The sequence below is a fragment of the Cellulomonas algicola genome (assembly GCF_019024305.1).
GTDB classification, from domain to species: Bacteria; Actinomycetota; Actinomycetes; order Actinomycetales; family Cellulomonadaceae; genus Cellulomonas; species Cellulomonas algicola.
On sequence record NZ_JAHKSJ010000022.1, the window covers coordinates 20307 to 42551 of the forward strand.

Consider the following 22245-nt stretch of genomic DNA (forward strand, 5'->3'; position numbering starts at 1 on the left):
TTCGTCGGAAGGTGCCGGGGGGTTCGTCGTCGGTGGCGCGCCGGCAGCGCGGGCGTCAGCCGACCGGGACCTCGACGCTGAACGTGCGGCGGTAGGCCTGCGGGCTCGTGCCGAGGGTGCGTGCGAAGTGGTGCCGCAGCACGGCCGCGGTGCCGAAGCCGCAGAGGCGGGCGATCTCCTCGACGGTCGCGTCGGAGCGCTCGAGCATCTCCTGCGCGCGCACGAGCCGCTGGCGGGTGATCCAGGCGGCGGGCGTCGTGCCGGTCTCCGACTTGAAGCGGCGCGCGAAGGTCCGCTCGGAGACGAACGCGCGCGCGGCGAGGTCAGGGACGGTGAGGTCCTGGTCGAGGTTCTCGACCATCCACGCGAGCAGCGGGGCGAGCGTGTCGGCGTCGCACGGCAGCGGCGTGTCGACGTACTGCGCCTGGCCCCCGTCCCGGTGCGGGGGCACGACCATGCGGCGCGCGACGGCGGAGGCCATCGCGGCACCGAGCTCGCGGCGCACGAGGTGGAGCGCGGCGTCGATGCCGGCGGCGGTCCCCGCGCTCGTGATGACGCGGTCGTCGTCGACGTACAGCACCGCGGGGTCGATGACCGCGGAGGGGTACCGGCGCGCGAGCTCGGTGGTGTACATCCAGTGCGTCGTGCAGCGTCGCCCGTCGAGCAGCCCGGCCTCGCCGAGCGCGAACGCGCCGCTGCAGATGCTCATGACCCAGGCACCCCGGTCGTGGGCGCGGCGCAGGGTGTCGAGGACCGCGTCGGGGACCTGCGTCGGCTCGCCGTACGCGGTCATCACGACGAGGTCGACGTCGTCGGCGGCCTCGAGCCCGTGCTCGACGAGCAGGGAGAAGCCGGCCTTGGTGGTGACGAGACCGGGCTCCGGGGCGCACACCGTGAAGTCGAAGCGCGGGCCGCCGGTGTCGGTGCGGTCGATCCCGAACACCTCGCAGGTGACGCCGAGCTCGAAGGGGGCCGTGTTCGGCAGGACGATCGCGGCGACGGAACGGAGCATGCCGCCAGTATCCCCACAGCAGTGGCGGAAACTCAACGGTCATCGTCAGTTCTGCCACTCGTGGCGCGACTTCGATGGTCGGAGAATTTCTGCCATGACCACTTTCTGGATCCTCGTCGCACTCGCCGCCGCGGCCTGGTGGGTCACCCGCCTCGTCCTGGCCGTCCGCGGGGACGGTCTCGGCACCACGCCGCCGCCGTCGTCGCACGCCGACTGGTCCGACGCAACCTCGGACCTCCCGTCCGAGCCGTTCCGCGTCGCCGGCTGACGCCGCACCCGCAGCCACCCGTGGGGCGGCGACGCCGGTCCACCGCCGGGGTCGCCGCCCCGCGACCGTCGACCACCCCCCACCCCGTCGGGCGACAGGCCCACCGATGAGCCGCGTCCGGCGCCCCCGCCCTGAGAGACTGTCCGCGGGACGGTGCCGCAGGCGCCGCACGACGGCGAAGGCGAGGGCACGGTGGGCGAGCTGCGGCTGGCGGTGGTCGGTGACGAGCTGGCCGCCGGCGTCGGCGACCCGAAGGGGCTCGGCTGGGTCGGTCGCGTCGTCGCCCGCACCCCCACCCCGGAGCCGCTGACCGCCCTCACGCTCGCCGTCCCGGGCGAGACGACGTCCGGGCTCGGCGCCCGCTGGGAGGACGAGGTCGGCCGCCGGGTCTCCGCCGACGCCGACAACCGCCTCGTCGTGGCGCTCGGCCGCGCCGACGTCGACGCGGGCCTGTCGCTCGCGCGCTCCCGGCTCAACCTCGCCAACATCCTCGACGTCGCCGAGCAGCGCCGGATCCCCGCGTTCGTCGTCGGCCCTCCCCCGGGCTCGACGGCGGACGCCGAGAAGCTGGCCGACCTGTCGGCCGCGTTCGCCGACGTCGCGACCCGCCGCCGCGTGCCGTACGTCGACACGTTCACGCCGCTCGCGGCCCACGACCAGTGGCTGGGCGACCTCGCCGCGGGCAACGGCGTGCTCCCCGGTCAGGCCGGGTACGGCCTCATCGCCTGGCTCGTCCTGCACACGGGCTGGCACGCCTGGCTCGGGCTGCCGGACGACGCGGCCTGACGCCCCTTCCGGCGCGCCTCACGCGCGACATCCGCTCCGCGCACGACGACGCCCGCACCCCTCGACGGGGCCGGGCGTCGCTGCTGCTCAGCGCAGCGTCTGGCGGACCGCGGCGAGCGCGGTGTCGAGGACGGTCCGCAGCGTGTCGACCGTGAGCTGCTCGACCTTCCCCTGGGCGTCCGCCCGGCGCAGGTCGGCGCGCAGCTCGTCCCGGAAGCGACCGAGCATCGCCTCGGCGTCGGTGCGCCGCACGTGCGAGGCCGCGTGCGCGTCGGTCGGCGCGGGCGGCTGGTGCTGCACGGCCGTGGCGCGGGCTTGCTGCGCGGCGGCGGCGAGGTCGGCGCGCAGCCCGCGCATCTCCCCCCGGACGTCGGCGCGCACCGATGCGGCACGGTCGCGCACCGTGTCGGCGATGCCCTCCTCGAGGTCGGCGAGGTCGGCCTCGCGCGCGGCGAGCTCGGCCCGCCCGGCGTCGGTCAGCGAGTAGGTGCTCTTGCGCTCCTGGTCGACGCGGACGACCAGGCCCTCCTCCTCGAGCCGGGCGAGGCGGGGGTAGATCGTGCCGGCGCTCGGACGGTAGGTGCCGCCGAACCGGTCGGAGAGCGCGGTGATGAGCTCGTACCCGTGCTTGGGCCCGGACTCCAGCAGGGACAGCAGGTAGAGCCGCAGCTGCCCGTGCGCGAACACGGGAGCCATCATCGTGCGGCCCCGCGCAGCACCGTGATGTGGCCGGAGACCGAGCTCGCCTGCACGAAGCACGCGCCGTCGCCGGTGCGCAGGTCGACCTTGCGCTGGCCCGGCATCGAGCCCTTGTACTCCTCGTCGTCGACGACGAGACGCCCGGACACCGACTGCGCGCGGACCTGGACGCCCTTGCCGTACGGCAGGCGCACGGTGACGTCGCCCGAGACGCTCGACGCGGTGAGCGACGAGGTCCCGGAGGTGACGTCGAGCGTGAGCGCGCCGGACACGGTGTTCGCCTGGACCAGGGTCAGCTCGCCGGACGCCGCGAGCTCGCCCGACACGGAGTTGAGCTTGAGGTCGCCCGCGTGGTCGCGGACGACGACCTCGCCCGAGACGGTGTTGGCCGACAGCCGGCCGCGGGTGCCGTCGACGACGAGCGACCCGGACACGGTCGACACCGACGAGTCCGACACCGTGCCGGCGAGCAGGCCCTCGGCGCTGACCGTGCCGACCTTGGCGTAGACCTCGCGCGGGACGGCGATGTGCACGTCGGCGCGATCCTTGTCGCGGAAGTTGCGGACCTTCTCGAGCCACCCCTCCCAGCCGCTGAGGGTGAACGAGTAGCCGACGCGGAGCTCGCCGTCGACGAGCGTGATCTCGAGCGGCCGTCCCTCGACGTCGTGCACCTCGATCCGCGCGCCAGGCTCGTCGCGCGCGACGACGTCGACGCGACCGCCGACGAGCTGCACGCGCAGGGCTGCGACCTGCTCGACCTCGATGATCTGGGGGTGGGCGACGACCCACGTCTCGGTGGCCATGCTGCTGCTCCTCTTCGCGATATATCTCGTTCCGTCGAACACGTTATATCGCGTCTGTCGCGACACGCAACCCCCGGGTACGACGAAGGCGCGCACCCCGCCGGTCGGTCGGGTGCGCGCCTCGCCGGGGGCACGCAGGTGGTGCAGAGGTCAGGACACGAGGCCCGCCTGCCGCAGCTCGACCGTGAGGTCGTGCGGGTTCGACGACGCCGCCATGGCCTCCTCGTACGTGATGACGTCGTCCCGGACCAGCTGGAACAGGTGCTGGTCGAACGTCTGCATCTTGTAGAAGTCGCCGTCCTTGATGAGGTCGATGAGCGGCGGGCCGCCCAGCGGGTCGAGGATCGCCTCGGCCGTACGGCCGGTGTTGACCATGACCTCGACCGCCGCACGCCGGCCCGTCCCGTCGGCCCGACGCACCAGACGCTGCGACACGATGCCGCGCAGCGCCTGCGCCAGGGCCACGCGCACCTGCTTCTGCTCGTGGGGCGGGAAGAAGTCGATGATGCGGTTGATCGTCTCCGGGGCGTCGATCGTGTGCAGCGTCGAGAGGACCAGGTGGCCGGTCTCCGCGGCGGACAGCGCCGCGCGGACCGTCTCCACGTCACGCATCTCGCCGACCAGGATCACGTCGGGGTCCTGCCGCATCGCGGCGCGCAGCGCGACCGTGAAGTCGGCGGTGTCCTGGCGGACCTCGCGCTGCGACACGATCGCCTTCTTGTCGTGGTGCAGGATCTCGATCGGGTCCTCGATCGTGACGATGTTGACCTCGCGGTACGTGTTGATGAGGTCGACCATCGACGCGAGCGTCGTCGTCTTGCCCGACCCCGTCGGGCCCGTCACCAGCACCAGGCCGCGCGGCTCGAGCGCGAGCTCCCCCACCACCTCCGGCAGCCCCAGCGTGCCGAGCGACTCGGCGCCCACGGCGACCCGCCGGAACACCAGGCCGTACGTGCCGCGCGCCTGGTAGGCGTTCACGCGGAACCGCCCGACGCCCGAGAGCGAGTACGCGAAGTCCGCCTCGTGCGTCGTGCGGAACTTCTCCACCAGGTCGTCGGGCAGGACCTCCTCGAGCATCCGCTCGGTGTCCGACGGGCGCAGGTCCGGCACCTGCAGCTTGCGCAGCCGCCCGTCGACGCGCACGCGCGGCGCGGAGCCGACCTTGCAGTGCAGGTCGGAGCCGCCCGTGCTGGCGAGGGCGTGCAGGAACGGGATGACGGACTGCGTGCTCTGGGTCACGCAGCCCTTATCGGCCGGATTGCCCGCCGACTTGAGCGGACGTCAGGGGGCCTCGTGCGATGTGGGACGATGGAGGGCAACCAGCACACACGTCGAGGAGACGATCCATGAGCAAGCGCGGCCGCAAGCGTCGTTCCCGAGCGGGCAACGGCGCGAACCACGGCAAGCGTCCCAACGCCTGACACAGGCCGGGACGCTCCCGCACGCACGAAGGCCCGGACCCCTCGCGGGGACCGGGCCTTCGGCACGTCAGGGCTGCGGCGAGCGCAGGTGCACCGTCAGCTGCTCGTGGATGCGGACCCGCAACGTGTCGGGTGCCACCTCCTGGCAGCCGCGTCGCACCAGGTGCTTCACGACGACGTCGAGGTCGTACTCGTGCAGGCACCCCTGGCACTCGGCCAGGTGCGTCCGCACCGTCTGGGCGTCGACGTCGGCCAGCTCGGCGTCCAGGTACTCCCAGAGCCGGTCCAGCGCGTCCTCGCAGTTGTTGCCGCACCCGCCGGTCAGCTGCGCGACCGACTCGTCCATCTCGCTCATCGAGCACCCTCCGGCGCACTGGGTGCCGCCGCCACCAGGCCGCGCTCGCGCGCGTAGTCCGTGAGCAGCTCCCGCAGCTGCGCACGCCCCCGGTGGAGCCGGGACATCACCGTCCCGATCGGCGTCCCCATGATCTCGGCGATCTCCTTGTACGCGAACCCCTCGACGTCGGCGAGGTACACCGCGATCCGGAACTCCTCAGGGATGCGCTGGAGCGCGTCCTTGACGTCGGAGTCCGGGAGGTGGTCCAGCGCCTCCGCCTCGGCGGAACGCAGGCCGCTCGACGTGTGCGACTCCGCACGCGCGAGCTGCCAGTCCTCGATCTCCTCCGACCGCGACTGCTGCGGCTCGCGCTGCTTCTTGCGGTAGGAGTTGATGTACGTGTTCGTCAGGATCCGGTAGAGCCACGCCTTGAGGTTCGTGCCCGGCCGGTACTGGTGGAACGCCGCGAACGCCTTGGTGAAGGTCTCCTGCACCAGGTCCTCGGCGTCCGCCGGGTTGCGCGTCATCCGCAGGGCAGCGCCGTACAGCTGGTCCAGGTAGACCAGCGCCTCGGCCTCGAACCGCTCGGTCCGGGCGCCCTCGTCCTCGGCGTCGGGTGCGCGGTGGGTGTCCTCGCTCATCGCCCACGAGCCTAGCCCCGCCGACGGGGTCGCACCGGTGGGGGCACCGTCGGTGGACGGCACACCCGCCCAGCCGATGAGGACGCCGGGCACGACGGGGGCGGGCGCACGGGTCGGCGCCTGGACTGTCGGGCTCATGCGCTGCACAACGACACGTACGCGCGACGCATTCCCGCCCGCGCGGCGCGTCGGCATCCCGCCCCCGCGGCGCGTCGCCCTCCCGCCCTCGCGGCGCGACGCCCCCGCGCGCACTAGCGTGGCCGACATGACGACACCGTCGACCGGTTCGGAGTTCCTCCGGCTGCTGCGCGAGCAGATCGGGCACGAGTTCGACGCCCACCAGCAGTACGTCGCGATCGCGGTGTGGTGCGACGGCCAGGACCTGCCGCAGCTGGCCCGGCACTACTACCGGCAGGCGCTCGAAGAGCGCAACCACGCGATGATGCTCGTCCAGTACCTGCTGGACCGGGACCTCGACGTCGAGATCCCGCCGGGCAGCGCGGTCCGCAACCACTTCTCCTCGGTCGTCGAGCCGGTCGCGCTCGCGCTCGCGCAGGAGCAGCAGGTCACCGAGCAGATCGAGGCGATCTTCCGGGCCGCCCGCACCGAGGGCGACGCGCTCGGCGAGCAGTTCCTGCTGTGGTTCCTCAAGGAGCAGGTCGAGGAGGTCGCCTCCGCCCGCACCCTGCTCACCGTCGCCACGCGCGCCGGCGACAACCTGTTCGACCTCGAGAACTTCGTCGCCCGGGAGACCATCGGCGACGGCGGCGAGTCACCCGACGCACCGGCCGCGGCCGGCGGCGTCCTGTAAGGAGGAGCTCCCGTGCTGCTGCGCCGTATCGCCCGACCCCTGTTCGCCACCTGGTTCGTCGTCGAGGGCCTCGACGTCGTGCGCCACCCCGCCGTGCACGCGGCCCACGCGCGCGCCGCGCTCGACACGGTCGACGCCCGCGTGCCCGCGGCCGTGCGCGGTGCCGGCGCCACGCGCGGGGTCCTCGGCCTCGAGCTCACCGAGCGCCAGCTGCGGTCCGCGGTCCAGGCGCACGGCGCCGCGCTCGCGGTCGCCGGCGGGCTGCTCGCGATCGGGAAGGCGCCGCGCACCGCGGCGCTCGCCCTCGCGGCGCTCACCGCGCCGCTCGTCGTCGTCAACCTCCCCGACAAGGGCCTCGACCGGGACCCCGTGGTCAAGGCCGAGCGACGCACGCGGCTCGTGCGTGCCGTGTCCGCCCTCGGGGGCGCGCTGCTCGCCGCGGCCGACTACGAGGGCCGTCCGGGCCTGTCGTGGCGCGTCCAGCAGCACCGCGCGCACCACGCGTCCGACGACTGACCCGGCCGGACGCCGTCACGCGGTGCCCGTCGGGTGGTCGCTCCGATCGGCGCGCGGGCCGTCCTCGGTAGCCTGGCGCCATGACCGCCCTCGACTCCCACCCGCAGCCGACCGCCGCGCTCTGGACCGCCCCGCAGGCCGCCGGACCGCTCGACGCGCTCGTCGAGGTGCCCGGGTCGAAGTCGCTCAGCAACCGCTACCTCGTGCTCGCCGCGATCGCCGACGGTCCGAGCCGGCTGCGCGCGGTCCTGTCCTCGCGCGACACGCGGTTGATGGGCCAGGCGCTCGAGACCCTCGGCGTGGGCGTCGAGACGGGGACGGACTGGCTCGTCTCGCCCGCACCCCTGCGCGGGCACGTGACGATCGACTGCGGGCTCGCCGGGACGGTCATGCGGTTCCTGCCCGCCGTCGCTGCCCTGGCCGACGGCCCGGTCCACTTCAAGGGCGACCCCGAGGCGCTCGTGCGCCCGATGGGTCCGGTGATCCAGGCGCTGCGCGCACTGGGCGTGCGCGTCGACGAGGACGGCGAGCCCGGCCACCTGCCGATCACGGTGCACGGCCGCGGCGCGGTGCGCGGCGGTCACGTCGACGTCGACGCGTCCGGGTCCAGCCAGTTCGTGTCGGGCCTCCTGCTCGCGGGCGCCCGGTTCGACCAGGGCCTGACGGTCCGGCACACGGGCCGCACGCTGCCGAGCCTGCCCCACATCGAGATGACCGTCGACGTCCTGCGCGCGGCGGGTGTCGAGGTCGACGACTCCCGGCCGGACATCTGGCACGTCGCCCCCGGGCGGGTCGCCGGGCGGGACGTGCGCGTCGAGCCCGACCTGTCGAACGCCGGCGCGTTCCTGGTCGCCGCGCTCGCCGTCGGGGGGACGGTGCGCGTGCCCGGCTGGCCGTCGGCGACGACGCAGCCCGGTGGCCTGCTGCCCGGCATCCTCGAGCGCATGGGCGCGACGACGCGGCTCGACGGCGACGTGCTCTCGGTGACGGGCACCGGGACGGTGCGCGGCGTCGACCTCGACCTCAAGCCCGCGGGCGAGCTCGCGCCGACGATCGCGGCGCTCGCGGTGTTCGGCGACTCCCCCACTCGGCTGCGCGGCATCGCGCACCTGCGCGGGCACGAGACCGACCGGCTCGCGGCGCTCGCGAACGAGATCACGCGGCTCGGCGGGCAGGCCGAGCAGACCGCCGACGGCCTCGTCATCACGCCGCGCCCGCTGACCGGCGGGGTGTGGCGGACGTACGCGGACCACCGCATGGCGACCGCGGGCGCGCTCGTCGGGCTGCGCGTGCCCGGGGTGCAGGTCGAGGACGTCGCGACGACCGGCAAGACGCTCCCCGACTTCGTCGGCATGTGGCAGCGGATGCTCGGACCCGCCGACGCGGGGACCCAGGCGTCCTGATGCCGACCCGCCGCTACGACGAACGGGACGTGCGCATCCGTCCCGGACGAGGGACGCGGCCCCGCACCAAGATCCGGCCCGAGCACGCGGACGCCGAGACCGCGCTCGTCACGGGCGTCGACCGCGGACGCTACGCGGTCCTCGTCGACCCGGACGGCCCCGGCGAGCGACGCGCGACCGCGATGAAGGCGCGCGAGCTCGGACGCGAGCGGGTCGTGCCGGGCGACCGGGTCGACGTCGTCGGCGACACCTCGGGCGACGAGGGCTCGCTCTCGCGCATCGTGCGGATCACCGAGCGCCGCACGGTCCTGCGGCGCACGGCCGACGACACCGACCCCGTCGAGCGGGTCATCGTCGCGAACGCCGACCAGCTCGTCGTCGTCACGGCGCTCGCCGACCCCGAGCCGCGCACGCGCATGATCGACCGGTGCGTCGCCGCGGCGTACGACGCGCGCATGGACGTGCTGCTCGCGCTCACGAAGGCCGACCTCGCGGACCCGTCGGAGCTCGTCGCGATGTACGCGCCCATCGGCGTCCGCGTCGTGGTGACCCGCACGGAGGGCCCGCGCGACGAGCGCGTCATCCACGGCTTCGACGACCTGCGCGCGGCGCTCGACGGCCGCACGTCGGTCCTCGTCGGGCACTCCGGGGTGGGCAAGTCGACCCTCGTGAACGCGCTCGTCCCCGACGCCTACCGCGCCACCGGTGCGGTCAACGACGTCACGGGCCGGGGGCGGCACACGTCGACGTCAGCGGTCGCGCTGCGGGTGCCCGGCACGGACGCGCCCACGTGGGTCATCGACACGCCCGGCGTCCGGTCCTTCGGGCTCGCGCACGTGGACCCGACGCACCTGCTCCGCGCCTTCGCCGACCTCTCGGAGGTCGCCGAGGAGTGCCCGCGCGGCTGCACGCACGCCGCCGACGCCCCGGACTGCGCGCTGGACGACTGGGTCACGGACGCGCCCGACGACGAGACCCGCGACGCACGGGCGGCCCGCGTCGAGTCGTTCCGCCGCCTCCTGGCCAGCCGGCTCGGCTCCGGGGACAACGACCCGCGCGAGTCGCGCGAGACCGCGCGCCCCTGACCTGGGGGGCGGCGCTACGGTGTCCGCCATGAGCCTGCGCCCCGGGTACGACGACGACCTGCGCCTCGCCCACGTGATGGCCGACCAGGTCGACTCCCTCACGATGTCGCGGTTCAAGGCGCAGGACCTGCGCGTCGAGACGAAGCCGGACCTGACGCCCGTGTCCGACGCGGACCGTGCGGCGGAGGAGCTCATCCGCGGCCAGCTCGCCCGGGCGCGCTCGCGCGACGCGGTGCAGGGCGAGGAGATGCCCGACACCGGGCACGGCCCGCGGCGGTGGGTCGTCGACCCGATCGACGGCACCAAGAACTTCGTGCGCGGTGTGCCCGTGTGGGCGACGCTCATCGCGCTCCTCGACGGCGACGAAGTCGTCGTCGGCCTCGTGAGCGCGCCCGCGCTCGGCCGGCGCTGGTGGGCCGCGCAGGGCTCGGGCGCGTGGACGGGCCGGTCGCTCGCGTCGGCGTCGCGCATGCAGGTCTCGGCCGTCGACCGCCTGGAGGACGCGTCCCTGTCGTACTCGAGCCTGAGCGGCTGGGAGGAGGAGGGCCGGCTCGACGCCTTCCTCGACCTCACCCGGCGGGTGTGGCGCACGCGCGCGTACGGGGACTTCTGGAGCCACGTGCTGGTCGCCGAAGGGGCCGTCGACCTGTCGACCGAGCCCGAGCTCGCGCTGCACGACATGGCCGCGCTCGTCCCGATCGTCACCGAGGCGGGCGGCCGGTTCACGTCGGTGCGGGGGGTCCCGGGCCCGTTCGGCGGCTCCGCGCTCGTGTCCAACGGGCTCCTGCACGACCAGGCCCTGGAGCTGCTCGACCCCATGCCCTGAGCGAGATGGTGAGCCCTGGCGACGACCGCCGTCGAGCAGGCTCGCGGCCAGCCCCTCCCTCGAGGTCGCCCGGACAGGTGAGGCGCGTCGGCGCGTCGTACCGTCGGTCCCAGGGGCGAGAGGGGTGCCGGATGGACCAGCGGGCGGTGCGGGCGGCGTCGTTCGAGCACGGCGTCGCGGCGTACCAGGCGGCGCGACCGACCTATCCCGACGAGGTCGTGCGCTGGTGCGTCCCGCACGACGCGCGCGACGTGCTGGACCTCGCGGCGGGGACGGGCAAGCTCACGAGCAGGCTCGTCGCGTTCGGCTACGACGTCGTCGCCGTCGAGCCGTCGGACGCGATGCGTGCCGAGCTCGAGCGCACGGTCCCGGACGCCGACGCCCGCCCCGGCACGGCGGAGGCGACCGGCCTGCCCGACGCGTGCGTCGACGCCGTGACGGTCGCGCAGGCCTGGCACTGGTTCGACGCACGCGCGGCGTCCGCCGAGGTCGCACGCGTGCTGCGGCCTGGCGGACGGGTCGCCGTCGTGTGGAACGTGCGCGACGCGCGCACCGACTGGGTCGCGCGGTGGACGGAGATCGTGCACACGGGCGACCCGCTCGACACGAGCGCGCACGAGCCCGACCTGGGACCCGCGTTCACGCCGTCCGAGCACCGCGAGACGTCCTGGTCCTCACGCATGCGCACGGGCGACCTGCGGGTCCTCGCCGCCAGCCGCAGCCACCTGCTGACGCTGCCGGACGACGAGCGCGACGCGCTGCTGGACCGCGTCGACGACCTCGTCGCGCACCACCCGGACCTGCGCGGGCGGGACGAGGTCGACGTGCCCTACGTGACGCGCGCCTGGCGAGCGACGCTGCGCTGACCGGCCGGGCGGGTCGTCAGCCGACCAGGCCGAGCGCCGCCATCGCCTCGGCGAACGCCCCGGTGACGAGCACCGCGACCCCACCGTCCTCCGCCGGACCGGTGACCTGCTGGAGCGTCCCGTCGGGTGACCGGTAGAACACCTCCGGGCTGACCGGGCCCGGTCCGTCGAACTCGCCGCGTGCGAGCGAGATCAGGGTCGACATCGCGTGCGTCACCTCCGGCCCGGCCAGCACGTGCAGAGCCAGCAGGTGGCGGTTCGGGACGGCGACGAGGACGCCGTGGGCGGGCCGCTCCAGGTGCAGGTGCGACGCCAGCAGGTCGTCGAGGAGCAGCAGCCGGCTGGCGCCGAACAGGTCGTCGGACGCGAAGACGTGCACCTCAGCCCCGCGTGCGGGCCGGAGCACCTGGTGGTCGGGCGCCGGGAGGGCCCGCAGGTTCGCGGTGGCGTACGGCTCGACGGCCGCCCAGCCGCCGAACTTCGCGAGGTCGGTCACCGTCGAGACGTGCGTCGGGAAGTCGAGGCACGCACGCACCACGAGACCAGGGCCGAGGTCCGGCCCCGCGTCCCCGTCGGGGTCGCGCGGCGCGTGCGCCGGGTCGTCGGGCAGCACCCGGGCGACGACGATCCCGGTGATCTCCTCGAGCGTCTCGGGCTCGCGGAAGTCGCGCATCGTCAGGAGGCCGCCCACGTGCGTCGCGACCACCGCGTCGCGCTCGCGGCGCGGCGCCGTCGCGACCATCGCCGCGAGGTTGCCGAGCCCGTACACCTGCCCGTCGGCGGCGACCAGGTGGTCCCCCCGCGCCTCGACGCCCACACCGGCGACGCCGAGCTCGGCGACGACCCGCGCGCGGAGCCAGTCCGCCTGCTCGGCGCTCAGCGACGGCAGGTCGGGGTCGGGACGGTCGGCGGCACGGTCACGCCCACGGGAGAAGAGGCCCATGCCGCGCGAGTGTAGAGACGTCGCCGGGACGGCCGGGCCGGCGACGTCGCGGCAGCCGGGTGATCCTGCCGGCGCCGCTCAGACCCCGAGCAGCGCGGGCAGCTCGGCGAGCGTGCGGATCGTGCGGACGTCGGCCGCGGTGATCTGCTCGTCCGAGATCGGGTGCCGACGGCCGTCGGGCCGGTCGAGCCACACGCCCACGAGGCCGGCCTCCCGGGCGGCGGCCGCGTCGACGTCGAGCTCGTCGCCCACGTACGCGGTGCGCGCGGGGTCGGTGCCGAGCAGCCGGCACGCCTCGGCGAACACGCGCGGGTCGGGCTTGCCGAAGCCGAGCGTGTCGACGCCGACGAGCATCGGCACGCGGTCGACGAGCCCGACGCGCTCGAGCTTGGCCGTCTGGTACGCGACGGAGGCGTTCGACAGCGCGCCGACCGCGATCCCCGCCGCGAGCAGCGCGTCGACGACCGCCTCGGCGTCGTCGTGCGCCGTCCACGCGCCGCTGAAGCCGTCCTGGAACACCTCGTCCCAGCGCGCGAAGCCGTCCTCGTCGAGCGTCCGCCCGCCGAACCGAGCGTGCAGCTCGTTGGCGCGCGCCATCCTCTGCTCCTCGTACCCGGCCTCGCCGCGCGTGTACCGGGAGTAGTGCCCGTTGACGTCGGCACGCCACACCGTGAGGAGCTCGTGGTCGCGCTCGGGCGGCACGTCCGGCAGGTAGCGCCGGGCGATCGCCGCGAGCGCCGACCCGAACGCGCCGCGGGTGTCGACGAGCGTGTCGTCGATGTCGAAGAGCACGCCGTCGACGAGCGCCCCGGGAGCGCCCGTCACAGCGTCGCGCGGAGCCGGTCGATCCGGGCCAGCGTGGCGTCGCGGCCCAGGATCTCCATCGACTCGAACAGCGGCGGCGACACGCGACGGCCCGACAGCGCGACGCGCAGCGGCGTGAACGCGAACCGCGGCTTGATGCCGAGGCCGCCCTCGTCGACCAGCGCGGCCTGCAGGACCTCCTGCGTCGCGGCCGTCGTGAAGCCGTCCGCGGGGAGGGCCGCGAGGGCCGCACGCGACGCGTCGAGCACGGTCGCGGCGTCGTCGCGCAGGGCCGCGCGCGCGTCGTCCGCGACCTCGAGCGCGTCGTCGGCGACGAACAGGAAGCCGAGCATCCCGACGGCCTCACCGAGCAGCGTGACGCGCGTCTGGATCAGCGGGGCGCCCGCGTCGAGCAGCGCGCGGTGCGCGGCCGACAGGTCGGCGTACGAGTCGGCCGGGACGAGCCCGCCCGCGTGCAGGTACGGCACGAGCCGGTCGCGGAAGTCGTCGGGCGCGAGCAGGCGCACGTGCTCGGCGTTGATCGCCTCGGCCTTCTTGAGGTCGAAGCGCGCCGGGTTCGGGTTGACGTCGGCGACGTCGAACGCGTGCGCGAGCTCGTCGAGCGTGAAGACGTCCCGGTCGGGCGCGATGCCCCAGCCGAGCAGCGCGAGGTAGTTGAGCAGGCCCTCGGGCGTGAAGCCGCGCTCGCGGTGCAGGAAGAGGTTGGACTCCGGGTCGCGCTTCGAGAGCTTCCGGTTGCCCTCTCCCATGACGTACGGGAGGTGGCCGAACTGCGGCACGACGGACGCGACGCCGAGCTCGACGAGCGCGCGGTACAGCACGACCTGGCGCGGCGTCGACGACAGCAGGTCCTCGCCGCGCAGCACGTGCGTGATGCCCATGAACGCGTCGTCGACGGGGTTGACCAGCGTGTACAGCGGGTGCCCGTTCGCGCGCACGATCACGTAGTCCGGCACCGAGCCGGCCTTGAACGTGATCTCCCCGCGGACCAGGTCCGTGAACGTGACGTCCTCGTCGGGCATCCGCACGCGCAGCACGGGCGAGCGACCCTCGGCGCGGTACGCCGCCTTCTGCTCGTCGGTCAGGTCGCGGTCGAACCCGTCGTACCCGAGCTTCGGGTCGCGGCCCGCGGCGCGGTGCCGGGCCTCGATCTCCTCGGGCGTCGAGAACGACTCGTACGCGTACCCGCCCTCGACGAGCCGGCGCACGACGTCCGTGTAGAGGTCGTACCGCTGCGACTGCCGGTACGGCGCGTGCGGGCCGCCGACCTCGACGCCCTCGTCCCAGTCCAGCCCGAGCCAGCGCAGCGCGTCGAGCAGCTGCAGGTAGCTCTCCTCCGAGTCCCGCTCCGCGTCCGTGTCCTCGATCCGGAACACGAACGTCCCGCCCGTCCTCCGGGCGTACGCCCAGTTGAACAGCGCGGTGCGGATGAGACCGACGTGCGGGGTGCCGGTCGGCGACGGGCAGAAGCGGACGCGCACGGCGGAGCCGGCGGGAGCGGGGGTGGTCACGGGTACAGGTTAGTTGCGGCTGTGGCCACGGTCAGTCCGCTGCCGGTGCAGCCGTCGAGCCGCGCCACTCGAACGCTCCTCTGTCCCATGTCGCGCCGTCTCCGACGTCGCCCGTGTAGACCGGGTCGATGAATGCGACGACGAGCGCGACCTGGTCGTCGAGCTGGACCTCGGTGCGGTCCTCCAGCTGCCACGTGCGCCGCCACGCCGCCCACTTCGCCTGACCGACGTCGCCGTACCCGACCACGTGCGGCGCTAGAGGTCCCGGCTCGACTCCGCGATGCTGCGCGGTCGCCGCGCCGGCGTCGGCGAGCTCACTTGCGTCGAACCCGTGGTGCGAGCGAGCGAGACGACGTCCATGAGGTCGCGCCAGCGGGTGCTGGTGACACCCCTCTGGAGGATCGTCACGGTCTTCTCGGCGACGACCGTGGGCAGCGGGTGCGCACGCAGCGTGACGGGTTCGTCTCCGAGGATCGAGGGAAGTGCGACGGTGTCGACGCGCGGTCTGATGGGGTCACCGGTGGAGACGTCGATGGTGAACGTCCTGACGTCGAACGTGTGCACGTGCGCGGGCACGTGAAGCCGCAGGCCGGCGTAGTCGTCCTCATCGCGGATCTGCTCGACCCACGCATCCTCGACGTGCAGCACGAGCGCGTCGTCGACCGGCAGCTCGGCGACTGCTCGGACGACGGCACGCAGGTGCACCTCGTCGAGCGTCTGGTCGACGAGCTGGGCGTCGATGTCGCGAGTCGGCCGGCGCAGTCCGTGGGCAGCGAGAAGGACGCCACCCTTGAGGACGAAGTCGTCGCGGTACGGCGTTTGCGTCAGACGCGCGAGGAACCGTTCGAGCGCGTAGAGCGTGACGATCTCGCCGAACGCCCGACCTCGTGCCGTGGCCTCGCGCTTCAGAGCGGCGTACGTCTGTCCTGGTCTCACGTGAGGTAGTTCAGCGCCTCTCGAAGCGGTCCCTGCGCGCGTGGAAGCGTCCTAGCGACGCTCAACAGGGCAGCCGGCGTGTTGCCGCGCCGACGCAGCCATGTTCGGAGAGCCTCGATGCCGGTCTCGTAGCCGATCTCGTGGCGCAGTCGGAACGCGTCGACGATGGACCGCTCGGCCGTGTACAGCCCGACGGTCGAGCCCGTGCCCTCGATGTTGGTCGTCGTGCGCCCGACCGAGAAGGTCTCGGCGTCGAACAGGTGCCACCGGACCGTGCTCGCCGAAGCGGGGCGACGAGAGCCGCGGGGCAGCGCGAGGTCGGTCCACGCGGGGATCGCGTCGATCAGCTCGTGGTGCACGAGTGCGGATGTGAGGCAGAGGGTAGCCTCGGGCGCCCGGGACACCGCCGCGTAGAGGTCGACGTCGTACGTGGCGGAGTCGGGACGTTGGTACAGCCCCTGCGCGACGCGCTCGAGGAGACCGTCAGCGGCGAGGCGCTGGATGGTCCGCGCGCTGAGACCTGCTGCTGCGGCGTCGTCCAGCGTGAAGGCGGTCCGCGGGAGGGCGTCGATGCGGTCCATGAGCCCCCTGACCTGTCGCTATCCGTGCACACGTATTCTTATGTGTTATCAGATTGCGACACAAGAGGGGGTTTCTCGTCCACCGAGGGGCCGTGGGCGCCGAACCGACGGTCACCGCCGGGTGCGAGACGGGCCCTAGCCGCGGCGCAGGACCGGGTTGCGCAGGACGCCGATGGACTCGACCTCGACCTCGACGACGTCGCGGTCGACGATCGGGCTGACGCCCGCAGGCGTGCCGGTGAGGATGACGTCGCCGGGCAGCAGCGTGAACACCTCGGAGACGTACGACACCAGGTACGCGGTGTCGAAGACCATCTGCGACGTGCGCCCGTCCTGCTTCGTGACGCCGTTGACGCGCGCGGTGACCGCGAGGTCCTCGACGTCGAGGCCGGGGACGATCCACGGGCCGATGGGGCACGAGCCGTCGAAGCCCTTGGCGCGGGTCCACTGCAGGTCGCTGCGCTGGATGTCGCGCGCCGTCACGTCGTTGGCGACGGTGTAGCCGAACACGTGGTCGAGCGCGCGCTCCGGGCTGACGTCCTTGGTGACCTTGCCGATCACGACGGCGAGCTCGGCCTCGTGCTCGACGTGCTCGGTCCAGTCGGGCAGGACGATCGGGTCGTCGGGGCCGATCACGGACGTGTTCGGCTTGAGGAAGAGCAGGGGCGAGGTCGGGACCTCGTTGCCGTGCTCGGCCGCGTGGTCGGCGTAGTTGCGACCGACGCCGATGATCTTGGACCGCGGGATCACGGGCGCGAGCAGGCGGACGCCGTCGTCGTCGAGGCGGCGCCGCTCCCCCGTCGGCTGGATCGGCGTGTAGATCGGGTCGCCGGTGAGGACGACCAGCTCCTCCGCGCCGGGGTCGCCCTCGACGACGGCGTAGCGCGGGTCCTGACCTGTGGTGAAGCGGGCGATGCGCACGTGACCAGCCTACGGGTCAGGCGCGCGCGACGACCTCGCCGTGCAGCACGGCGAACCAGCCGTCGGGCTGGGCACCCCACTCGTGCCACGCGTCGGCGAGCAGCTCGAGGCCGACCTCGTCGGCGAGGTGGTGGTCGATGGCCTGCGCGGCGAAGTTCGACTTCGTGCAGCGGTCGGCCCACAGGTCGGCCCACCAGGTGCGGTCCTCGGGGGTCGCGTAGCACCAGACGCCCGCGGAGGGCGCGATGCCGGCGGGGTCGAAGCCGGCGGCGCGCACCCACGACAGGAGGCGGCGGCCGGCGTCGGCCTCGGCGCGGTTGGCCTCCGTGACCTCCTGGTACAGCGCCTGCCACTCGTCGAGCCCGGGCGACGGCGGGTACCACGTCATGCCGGAGTAGTCGGCGTCGCGGACGGCGACGACGCCACCGGGCTTCGCGACGCGGCGCATCTCGCGCAGGGCGGCGACGGGGTCGGACAGGTGCTGGAGGACCTGGTGGGCGTGCACGACGTCGAACGAGTCGTCGGGGAACGGGAGCTCGTACGCGTCGGCGACGTCGAACGTGACGTCGGTCCCGGCGTCGGCCGCGGCGGTGCGCGCGACGTCGACGACCGTGGCGGAGACGTCGACACCGACGACCCGGCCGGGCGCGACGCGGGCCGCGAGGTCGATGGTCACGGAGCCCGGTCCGCAGCCGACGTCGAGCAGGCTCTGCCCCGGCGTCAGGTGCGGCAGCAGGTAGGCCGCGGAGTTCTGGGCGGTACGCCAGCGGTGCGACCGGAGCACCGACTCGTGGTGCCCGTGCGTGTAGACGTCGGCGTGGACGGGGGTGTTCACACCAGACTCTAATCACCTGAGCGGAGTCGGTTTCAAGGCACGGGACGAATCGTTCCGAGCCTTGAGACCCCGACGGTCCGCAGCGCGAGCGCACGGCGCAGGCGGCACGCACACGGCGCGCACGGTCCGCCGCACCCGACGGACCGGCATGATCGACCCATGCGCCGCATCGCCGGAGTCGACGTCGCGCGCGGCCTCGCCGTGCTCGGCATGATGACCGCCCACGTCGGGCCGGACGACCCGGGCTCGCGCGTCGTCCCGGGCGGGTTCGCGCAGCTCGCCGACGGCCGGCCGTCCGCGCTGTTCGTCGTCCTGGCCGGCATCGGCCTCGCGCTGCTGTCCGGCGGCGCGTCCCCCGTCGCCGGCACGCGGCTGGTCCAGGCACGGCTGCGCGTGCTCGTGCGTGCGGTGCTGCTGTTCATGCTGGGCGAGCTGCTCGTCATGCTCGGCACGCCCGTCGCGGTGATCCTGCCGACGTACGCGGTGCTGTTCGCCGTCGGCTGCCTCGCGCTGCGGTGGTCCGTGCGGACCCTGCTGGTCGTCGCGGCCGCGGTCGCGGTCGCCGGGCCGGTGGTGCGCACGCTGCTCGAGGCCGGGCAGGAGGCGTGGCAACCGCGGCCGACGCTCCTCGCCGAGATCGCCGTCGGCCACTTCTACCCGGCCGTCGTGTGGCTCGCCTACCTGCTCGCCGGCCTCGCGGTGGGCCGGTGCGACCTGCGCTCCCCACGCGTGCGGCTCGTCGCCGCCGCGACCGGCGCGGGGCTCGTCGTGCTCGGCCACGTGGGCGCGTGGGTCGCGCGCGACGCGCTGGGCTGGCCGGTGTCCGTCGCGACGACCGAGCCGCACTCCTCGACGACGTTCGAGGTGCTCGGCAACACGGGCGTCGCGCTGCTCGTGCTCGTCGCGTGCCTCGTCGTCGCCGAGGCCGCGCCGCACGTCGTCAGCCCCGTCGCCGCCGTCGGCGAGCTCGCGCTGTCGGCCTACACCGTGCACGTCGTGGTGATCGCCCTGCTCGGCGACGGCGTCGTCTACGCCCCGGCCGTCGCGTCGTGGCTCGCGTTCCTCGTGACGACGACGGTGCTGTGCTGGTCGTGGCGGGCCGCCCTCGGGCGCGGGCCGTTCGAGCGGGTCCTGCACGGCGTCTCGACGCGCGCCGCCGACGTCCGGCCCGACCCGCTGCCCGACCCGCCCGCGCGGACCGGGGCGGGAGCGCCGGTCGGCTCCCCGTCAGGCCAGGAACGCCCGTAGCAGCAGGATGACGACCGTGAGCGCGCCCGCGACCAGCGCGATCGGCACGAGCCGCCGCTCGGCCCGCAGGTTGACGCGGATCTCGTCCTCGAGCGCGTCCGGCGCGAGCGTCGCCCACCAGGCTCCGCGCTCCTCCTCGGTGCGTGACGTCGGGGTGCTCATGCCGCCACCGTGCCCTTCTTCTCGGTCTTGTCCCACACCTGCGCCGCGCCCTGCCACTCCTTGAGGTAGGCGTCCGCGGACACCGCGCACAGCACCGGCCCGTACCCCACGAGGTAGATGAGGAAGCGCACCGCCCGACGGCCGCCCGGTGCGCGCTCGAGCTGCTTGAGGCCCCACGCGCACACCATCGACAGCACGGGCCACGCGTACAGCAGCAGCGTCCAGGCGGTGACCGCGACGGGCCCCAGCTGCAGGTCCAGCGCCGCGGGGATGCGCTCGTCCCAGAGCCCGGGCACGAACACCGCGGCCATGATGATCAGGAAGCCCAGCCCCGGGAACATCAGCGCCTCGAGCCACGACCGCCGTGCCGTCTCCCGGTCGAGCATGAGCGTCGTCGCCGTGATGAAGACGTACGCGGTGATCGCCGCCCACCACAGCGCCTGGAACATCCAGGTCGCGAGCAGCTCGTCGAGCAGGAAGAGACCGATGAGGCCCACGCTCGCCGCGGTCATGAAGAACGGCAGCAGGTAGATCGCGAACCACATGAAGCCGAAGAGGAACGAGCCGAGCCGGTGCTGCCGGGTCGGTCGGAACCACATCCGCCGGAACCGGCTGGAGATCTGCACGTTGCCGCGCCCCCACCGCAGCCGCTGCTTCCACAGGCCCGTGACCGAGTCCGGCTCCTCCGCGAGCACGACCGCCGACGGATCGAACACGACCAGTCGCCCGTCGAGCTGCGTCATGAACGTCGTCATCGTGTCCTCGGCCAGCGTCGAGGTGTCGACCTGCCCGCCGATCGCCTCGATGTTGACGCGCGAGTGCAGCTGCGCACCGCCCGCGAGGCAGTCCATCGCCCCCACGACGTTCTCCGCGCGACGCGCGGCCGCCTGTCCCGTCACGTACTCGTAGCCGATGAACCGCGTGACCGCGCTCGGCCGCCGCGAGCCCTCGCGGATGTACGCCGACACCGCCCCCACGCGCGGGTCCGCGAGGTGCCGCGTCATGCGGCGCAGCGAGTCGGGCCGGTAGACGACGTCGGCGTCCATGATGAGGAGCGCCTCCATCCAGTCGTCCGCGAGCGCCCGCCGGATCCCGTGGTTGAGCGTGTGCGCCTTGCCCTGGCCGCCCTGCTCGCGCCGCAGGTGGACGATCTGCCCGGGGAACCGCTCGGCGACCGCGCCGACGACCGCGGGCGTGTCGTCGGTGCTCGCGTCGTCGATGACGAAGACGCGCAACCGGTCGGGCGGGTACTCGAGGGCCATGAGCCGCTCGAGCGACGCCGTGAGCACGGGCGCCTCGTTCCAGGCCGGGATCAGCACCACGACGCGCGGCAGGTAGGCACCCGCCCGGCGCAGGTGCGACCGCACCGCGTGGAACGGCACGATGCCGTACAGCACGATGCCCCCGACGACGGGGATGAGCGCCATGGCGACGCACGCCACGAGCAGCGCGACGAGCACGTCGCGCAGGATGTCGACCATCGGTCCTCCGGTCCGTCACGGGGCGGCCCGCCGCGTGCCGGACGTCTCTGCTGCGGATCGCGACGCCCCCTGCTGCACGCCCCTGCGGCCACGCTATCCAGGCCTGCGCCACCTCGCGTGCGCAGCGACGGCGCGTCGTCCGGACGGTGCGAGACCCCCGTAGCCTCGCGTCGTGCCCGATGCCGCGTTCACCGACCCCCGTCTCGCCGCGCTCTACGACCCGCTCGACCCCGACCGGTCCGACCTCGACGTGTACGCCGCGCTGGTCGACGAGCTCGGCGCCCGGACGGTGCTCGACGTGGGCTGCGGCACCGGCACGTTCGCGGTCCTGCTGGCCCGCCGGGGTGTGGACGTCGTGGGTGTCGACCCCGCGGTCGCGTCCCTGCACGTCGCGCGCGCGAAGCCGGACGCGGACCGCGTGCGCTGGGTGCACGGGGACGCGACGACGCTGCCGCCGCTCGCCGTGGACCTCGCGGTCATGACGGGGAACGTCGCGCAGGTCTTCGTCGCCGACGACGACTGGGCCGCGACGTTGTGCGGCCTGCACGCCGCGGTCCGCCCGGGCGGGCACCTGGTCCTGGAGACCCGGGTGCCGGCGCGCGAGGCGTGGCGCGACTGGGTGCGGGAGCGGACGTGGTCGCGCGACGACGTGCCCGGCGTGGGGGTCGTCGAGACGTGGACCGACCTGCTCGACGTCTCCCCCGGCCTCGTGACGTTCCGGTCCACGTACGCGTTCGCCGACGGGACGGTGCTGGCGTCGGACTCGACGCTGCGCTTCCGCGAGCACGACGAGGTGGTGGCCTCGCTCGCGGACGCGGGCTTCACGGTCCTCGAGGTGCGCGACGCGCCCGACCGCCCGGGACGCGAGTGGGTGTTCGTCGCGCGTCGCGACTGACCCGGTCGGGACGCGGCGGCTCAGGCCGCGAGCGCGACGACGGCCGCCACGACGGCGAGCAGCGGGATCGTGCCCTGGGACGCGGCCGCGCGCACCATCCGGCGGTCGGTGGCGACGAGGACCAGCGCCGCCGCGAGCATCGAGCCGCACGCGAGGAGCACGAGCGCGAGGCCCACGTCGTCCGGTCCGGTGGCCGCGACCAGGACGCCCGCGAAGGCCCCGACGGCGAGGAACAGGTTGTAGAAGCCCTGGTTGTACGCCCACGCGCGCACCGCGGGCACGTCCTCGGTCCGGGTGCGGAACCGCTGGTGGACCTCGGGACGGTCGAACCGCAGCGACTCGAGCACGAAGATGTAGACGTGCAGGAGGCCCGCGAGGGCGGCGAGGACCAGGGCGACGGTGAGCACGACGACAGTCTGTCGGTCCGGTCGCG

General features: G+C 73.9%; 28 protein-coding genes. 11 read left to right on the top strand and 17 right to left on the bottom strand.

The features are described 5' to 3' along the window. Window positions 1-55: 55 nt before the first annotated feature. Window positions 56-1012, bottom strand: a complete 957-nt coding sequence (locus tag KOV94_RS16480; RefSeq protein ID WP_124344119.1) for a GlxA family transcriptional regulator — start codon at window positions 1010-1012, stop codon at window positions 56-58. A 94-nt stretch (window positions 1013-1106) separates the two neighbouring features. Between KOV94_RS16480 and KOV94_RS16485 the strand changes: the two genes are divergently transcribed. Both KOV94_RS16485 and KOV94_RS16490 read left to right on the top strand, forming a co-directional pair. Then, window positions 1107-1280: a hypothetical protein gene (locus KOV94_RS16485; protein WP_160142930.1), complete on the top strand. Its 174-nt coding sequence runs from the start codon at window positions 1107-1109 to the stop codon at window positions 1278-1280. Between the two features lie 192 nt (window positions 1281-1472). Further along, window positions 1473-2066: a GDSL-type esterase/lipase family protein gene (locus KOV94_RS16490; RefSeq protein ID WP_218052644.1), complete on the top strand. Its 594-nt coding sequence runs from the start codon at window positions 1473-1475 to the stop codon at window positions 2064-2066. A gap of 87 nt (window positions 2067-2153) precedes the next feature. On the opposite strand, the gene KOV94_RS16495 is transcribed toward KOV94_RS16490, so the two are convergent. The 3 genes from KOV94_RS16495 to KOV94_RS16505 all read right to left on the bottom strand — a co-directional run bounded on the left by KOV94_RS16495 (window position 2154) and on the right by KOV94_RS16505 (window position 4807). Beyond that, entirely contained in the window at window positions 2154-2762 is a 609-nt protein-coding gene (locus KOV94_RS16495) for a PadR family transcriptional regulator (RefSeq protein ID WP_162354163.1), read from the bottom strand. Further along, window positions 2762-3568 carry a DUF4097 family beta strand repeat-containing protein gene (locus tag KOV94_RS16500; RefSeq protein ID WP_218052645.1) on the bottom strand — a complete coding sequence of 269 codons (807 nt, stop codon included), beginning with the start codon at window positions 3566-3568 and terminating at the stop codon, window positions 2762-2764. Before KOV94_RS16500 ends, KOV94_RS16495 begins: the two co-directional genes overlap by 1 nt. A 150-nt stretch (window positions 3569-3718) precedes the next feature. Then, window positions 3719-4807, bottom strand: a complete 1089-nt coding sequence (locus KOV94_RS16505; RefSeq protein ID WP_124343765.1) for a type IV pilus twitching motility protein PilT — start codon at window positions 4805-4807, stop codon at window positions 3719-3721. A gap of 107 nt (window positions 4808-4914) precedes the next feature. On the opposite strand from KOV94_RS16505, the gene KOV94_RS21425 reads away from it, so the two are divergent. Then, complete coding sequence (locus tag KOV94_RS21425; RefSeq protein ID WP_370521008.1) at window positions 4915-4989, top strand: 50S ribosomal protein bL37; 75 nt, start codon at window positions 4915-4917, stop codon at window positions 4987-4989. A 67-nt stretch (window positions 4990-5056) separates the two neighbouring features. Here the strand turns inward: KOV94_RS21425 and rsrA are convergent, their stop codons facing one another. Then, window positions 5057-5344, bottom strand: a complete 288-nt coding sequence (rsrA, locus tag KOV94_RS16510; protein ID WP_218052646.1) for a mycothiol system anti-sigma-R factor — start codon at window positions 5342-5344, stop codon at window positions 5057-5059. After that, entirely contained in the window at window positions 5341-6105 is a 765-nt protein-coding gene (locus KOV94_RS16515) for a sigma-70 family RNA polymerase sigma factor (RefSeq protein WP_124343767.1), read from the bottom strand. The genes rsrA and KOV94_RS16515 overlap by 4 nt, the downstream gene beginning before the upstream one ends. 127 nt (window positions 6106-6232) lie before the next feature. On the opposite strand from KOV94_RS16515, the gene KOV94_RS16520 reads away from it, so the two are divergent. The 6 genes from KOV94_RS16520 to KOV94_RS16545 all read left to right on the top strand — a co-directional run bounded on the left by KOV94_RS16520 (window position 6233) and on the right by KOV94_RS16545 (window position 11474). Next, window positions 6233-6778, top strand: a complete 546-nt coding sequence (locus KOV94_RS16520; protein WP_124343768.1) for a ferritin — start codon at window positions 6233-6235, stop codon at window positions 6776-6778. Window positions 6779-6790: 12 nt separating this feature from the next. Next, a complete protein-coding gene (locus KOV94_RS16525) occupies window positions 6791-7294 on the top strand; it encodes a DoxX family protein (protein WP_218052647.1) in 504 nt (167 codons plus the stop codon). Window positions 7295-7374: 80 nt separating this feature from the next. Continuing rightward, a complete protein-coding gene (gene aroA, locus KOV94_RS16530; protein ID WP_218052648.1) occupies window positions 7375-8697 on the top strand; it encodes a 3-phosphoshikimate 1-carboxyvinyltransferase in 1323 nt (440 codons plus the stop codon). Further along, window positions 8697-9782 carry a ribosome small subunit-dependent GTPase A gene (gene rsgA / locus KOV94_RS16535; protein ID WP_124342618.1) on the top strand — a complete coding sequence of 362 codons (1086 nt, stop codon included), beginning with the start codon at window positions 8697-8699 and terminating at the stop codon, window positions 9780-9782. Before aroA ends, rsgA begins: the two co-directional genes overlap by 1 nt. Window positions 9783-9810: 28 nt before the next feature. After that, entirely contained in the window at window positions 9811-10608 is a 798-nt protein-coding gene (locus KOV94_RS16540) for an inositol monophosphatase family protein (protein WP_218052649.1), read from the top strand. A 131-nt stretch (window positions 10609-10739) separates the two neighbouring features. After that, complete coding sequence (locus KOV94_RS16545; protein ID WP_124342616.1) at window positions 10740-11474, top strand: class I SAM-dependent methyltransferase; 735 nt, start codon at window positions 10740-10742, stop codon at window positions 11472-11474. 16 nt (window positions 11475-11490) lie between these two features. Here KOV94_RS16545 and KOV94_RS16550 read toward each other — a convergent pair whose 3' ends face one another. From KOV94_RS16550 to KOV94_RS16585, 8 genes are all read right to left on the bottom strand, one after another. Continuing rightward, window positions 11491-12417 (bottom strand): hypothetical protein, encoded by a 927-nt coding sequence (locus tag KOV94_RS16550; protein WP_124342615.1) that lies wholly within the window; start codon window positions 12415-12417, stop codon window positions 11491-11493. Between the two features lie 78 nt (window positions 12418-12495). Further along, the gene (locus KOV94_RS16555; RefSeq protein WP_124342614.1) at window positions 12496-13242 is read right to left on the bottom strand and encodes an HAD family hydrolase; all 747 of its coding nucleotides are present in this window, start codon (window positions 13240-13242) and stop codon (window positions 12496-12498) included. Then, window positions 13239-14753, bottom strand: coding sequence for a glutamate--tRNA ligase (gene gltX, locus KOV94_RS16560; protein WP_218052650.1), 1515 nt, complete (start codon window positions 14751-14753; stop codon window positions 13239-13241). The genes KOV94_RS16555 and gltX overlap by 4 nt, the downstream gene beginning before the upstream one ends. A 31-nt stretch (window positions 14754-14784) precedes the next feature. Continuing rightward, the gene (locus KOV94_RS16565) at window positions 14785-15000 is read right to left on the bottom strand and encodes a hypothetical protein (protein WP_218052651.1); all 216 of its coding nucleotides are present in this window, start codon (window positions 14998-15000) and stop codon (window positions 14785-14787) included. Between the two features lie 8 nt (window positions 15001-15008). Further along, window positions 15009-15689, bottom strand: coding sequence for a nucleotidyl transferase AbiEii/AbiGii toxin family protein (locus KOV94_RS16570; RefSeq protein WP_218052652.1), 681 nt, complete (start codon window positions 15687-15689; stop codon window positions 15009-15011). Next, window positions 15686-16270 (bottom strand): type IV toxin-antitoxin system AbiEi family antitoxin domain-containing protein, encoded by a 585-nt coding sequence (locus KOV94_RS16575; RefSeq protein WP_218052653.1) that lies wholly within the window; start codon window positions 16268-16270, stop codon window positions 15686-15688. The genes KOV94_RS16570 and KOV94_RS16575 overlap by 4 nt, the downstream gene beginning before the upstream one ends. A gap of 135 nt (window positions 16271-16405) precedes the next feature. Continuing rightward, window positions 16406-17191 (bottom strand): fumarylacetoacetate hydrolase family protein, encoded by a 786-nt coding sequence (locus KOV94_RS16580; RefSeq protein ID WP_162351375.1) that lies wholly within the window; start codon window positions 17189-17191, stop codon window positions 16406-16408. A gap of 16 nt (window positions 17192-17207) precedes the next feature. Then, entirely contained in the window at window positions 17208-18026 is an 819-nt protein-coding gene (locus KOV94_RS16585) for a methyltransferase domain-containing protein (protein WP_124342610.1), read from the bottom strand. 159 nt (window positions 18027-18185) lie between these two features. Between KOV94_RS16585 and KOV94_RS16590 the strand changes: the two genes are divergently transcribed. Next, the gene (locus KOV94_RS16590) at window positions 18186-19274 is read left to right on the top strand and encodes a heparan-alpha-glucosaminide N-acetyltransferase domain-containing protein (RefSeq protein WP_218052654.1); all 1089 of its coding nucleotides are present in this window, start codon (window positions 18186-18188) and stop codon (window positions 19272-19274) included. Here KOV94_RS16590 and KOV94_RS16595 read toward each other — a convergent pair. Further along, window positions 19254-19436 carry a hypothetical protein gene (locus KOV94_RS16595; RefSeq protein WP_218052655.1) on the bottom strand — a complete coding sequence of 61 codons (183 nt, stop codon included), beginning with the start codon at window positions 19434-19436 and terminating at the stop codon, window positions 19254-19256. The genes KOV94_RS16590 and KOV94_RS16595 overlap by 21 nt on opposite strands. Then, window positions 19433-20917 carry a glycosyltransferase family 2 protein gene (locus KOV94_RS16600; protein WP_124342607.1) on the bottom strand — a complete coding sequence of 495 codons (1485 nt, stop codon included), beginning with the start codon at window positions 20915-20917 and terminating at the stop codon, window positions 19433-19435. Before KOV94_RS16600 ends, KOV94_RS16595 begins: the two co-directional genes overlap by 4 nt. Before the next feature lie 172 nt (window positions 20918-21089). On the opposite strand from KOV94_RS16600, the gene KOV94_RS16605 reads away from it, so the two are divergent. Beyond that, on the top strand, window positions 21090-21812 hold the full coding sequence (locus KOV94_RS16605; protein ID WP_218052656.1) for a class I SAM-dependent methyltransferase: 723 nt from the start codon (window positions 21090-21092) through the stop codon (window positions 21810-21812). A gap of 20 nt (window positions 21813-21832) precedes the next feature. Here KOV94_RS16605 and KOV94_RS16610 read toward each other — a convergent pair whose 3' ends face one another. After that, window positions 21833-22219, bottom strand: a complete 387-nt coding sequence (locus KOV94_RS16610) for a DUF1304 domain-containing protein (protein ID WP_124342605.1) — start codon at window positions 22217-22219, stop codon at window positions 21833-21835. Window positions 22220-22245 lie beyond the last annotated feature (26 nt).

Excerpts from the sequence above, each read along its gene's own strand:
- KOV94_RS16480 (WP_124344119.1), bottom strand. The coding sequence starts at position 1,012 with ATGCTCCGTTCCGTCGCCGCGATCGTCCTGCCGAACACGGCCCCCTTC.
- rsgA (WP_124342618.1), top strand. The coding sequence starts at position 8,697 with ATGCCGACCCGCCGCTACGACGAACGGGACGTGCGCATCCGTCCCGGA.
- KOV94_RS16575 (WP_218052653.1), bottom strand. The coding sequence starts at position 16,270 with ATGGACCGCATCGACGCCCTCCCGCGGACCGCCTTCACGCTGGACGAC.
- KOV94_RS16485 (WP_160142930.1), top strand. The coding sequence starts at position 1,107 with ATGACCACTTTCTGGATCCTCGTCGCACTCGCCGCCGCGGCCTGGTGG.
- KOV94_RS16540 (WP_218052649.1), top strand. The coding sequence starts at position 9,811 with ATGAGCCTGCGCCCCGGGTACGACGACGACCTGCGCCTCGCCCACGTG.
- KOV94_RS16500 (WP_218052645.1), bottom strand. The coding sequence starts at position 3,568 with ATGGCCACCGAGACGTGGGTCGTCGCCCACCCCCAGATCATCGAGGTC.
- KOV94_RS16550 (WP_124342615.1), bottom strand. The coding sequence starts at position 12,417 with ATGGGCCTCTTCTCCCGTGGGCGTGACCGTGCCGCCGACCGTCCCGAC.
- KOV94_RS16545 (WP_124342616.1), top strand. The coding sequence starts at position 10,740 with ATGGACCAGCGGGCGGTGCGGGCGGCGTCGTTCGAGCACGGCGTCGCG.
- KOV94_RS16600 (WP_124342607.1), bottom strand. The coding sequence starts at position 20,917 with ATGGTCGACATCCTGCGCGACGTGCTCGTCGCGCTGCTCGTGGCGTGC.
- KOV94_RS16515 (WP_124343767.1), bottom strand. The coding sequence starts at position 6,105 with ATGAGCCCGACAGTCCAGGCGCCGACCCGTGCGCCCGCCCCCGTCGTG.
- KOV94_RS16590 (WP_218052654.1), top strand. The coding sequence starts at position 18,186 with ATGCGCCGCATCGCCGGAGTCGACGTCGCGCGCGGCCTCGCCGTGCTC.
- KOV94_RS16495 (WP_162354163.1), bottom strand. The coding sequence starts at position 2,762 with ATGGCTCCCGTGTTCGCGCACGGGCAGCTGCGGCTCTACCTGCTGTCC.
- KOV94_RS16520 (WP_124343768.1), top strand. The coding sequence starts at position 6,233 with ATGACGACACCGTCGACCGGTTCGGAGTTCCTCCGGCTGCTGCGCGAG.
- aroA (WP_218052648.1), top strand. The coding sequence starts at position 7,375 with ATGACCGCCCTCGACTCCCACCCGCAGCCGACCGCCGCGCTCTGGACC.
- KOV94_RS16595 (WP_218052655.1), bottom strand. The coding sequence starts at position 19,436 with ATGAGCACCCCGACGTCACGCACCGAGGAGGAGCGCGGAGCCTGGTGG.
- rsrA (WP_218052646.1), bottom strand. The coding sequence starts at position 5,344 with ATGAGCGAGATGGACGAGTCGGTCGCGCAGCTGACCGGCGGGTGCGGC.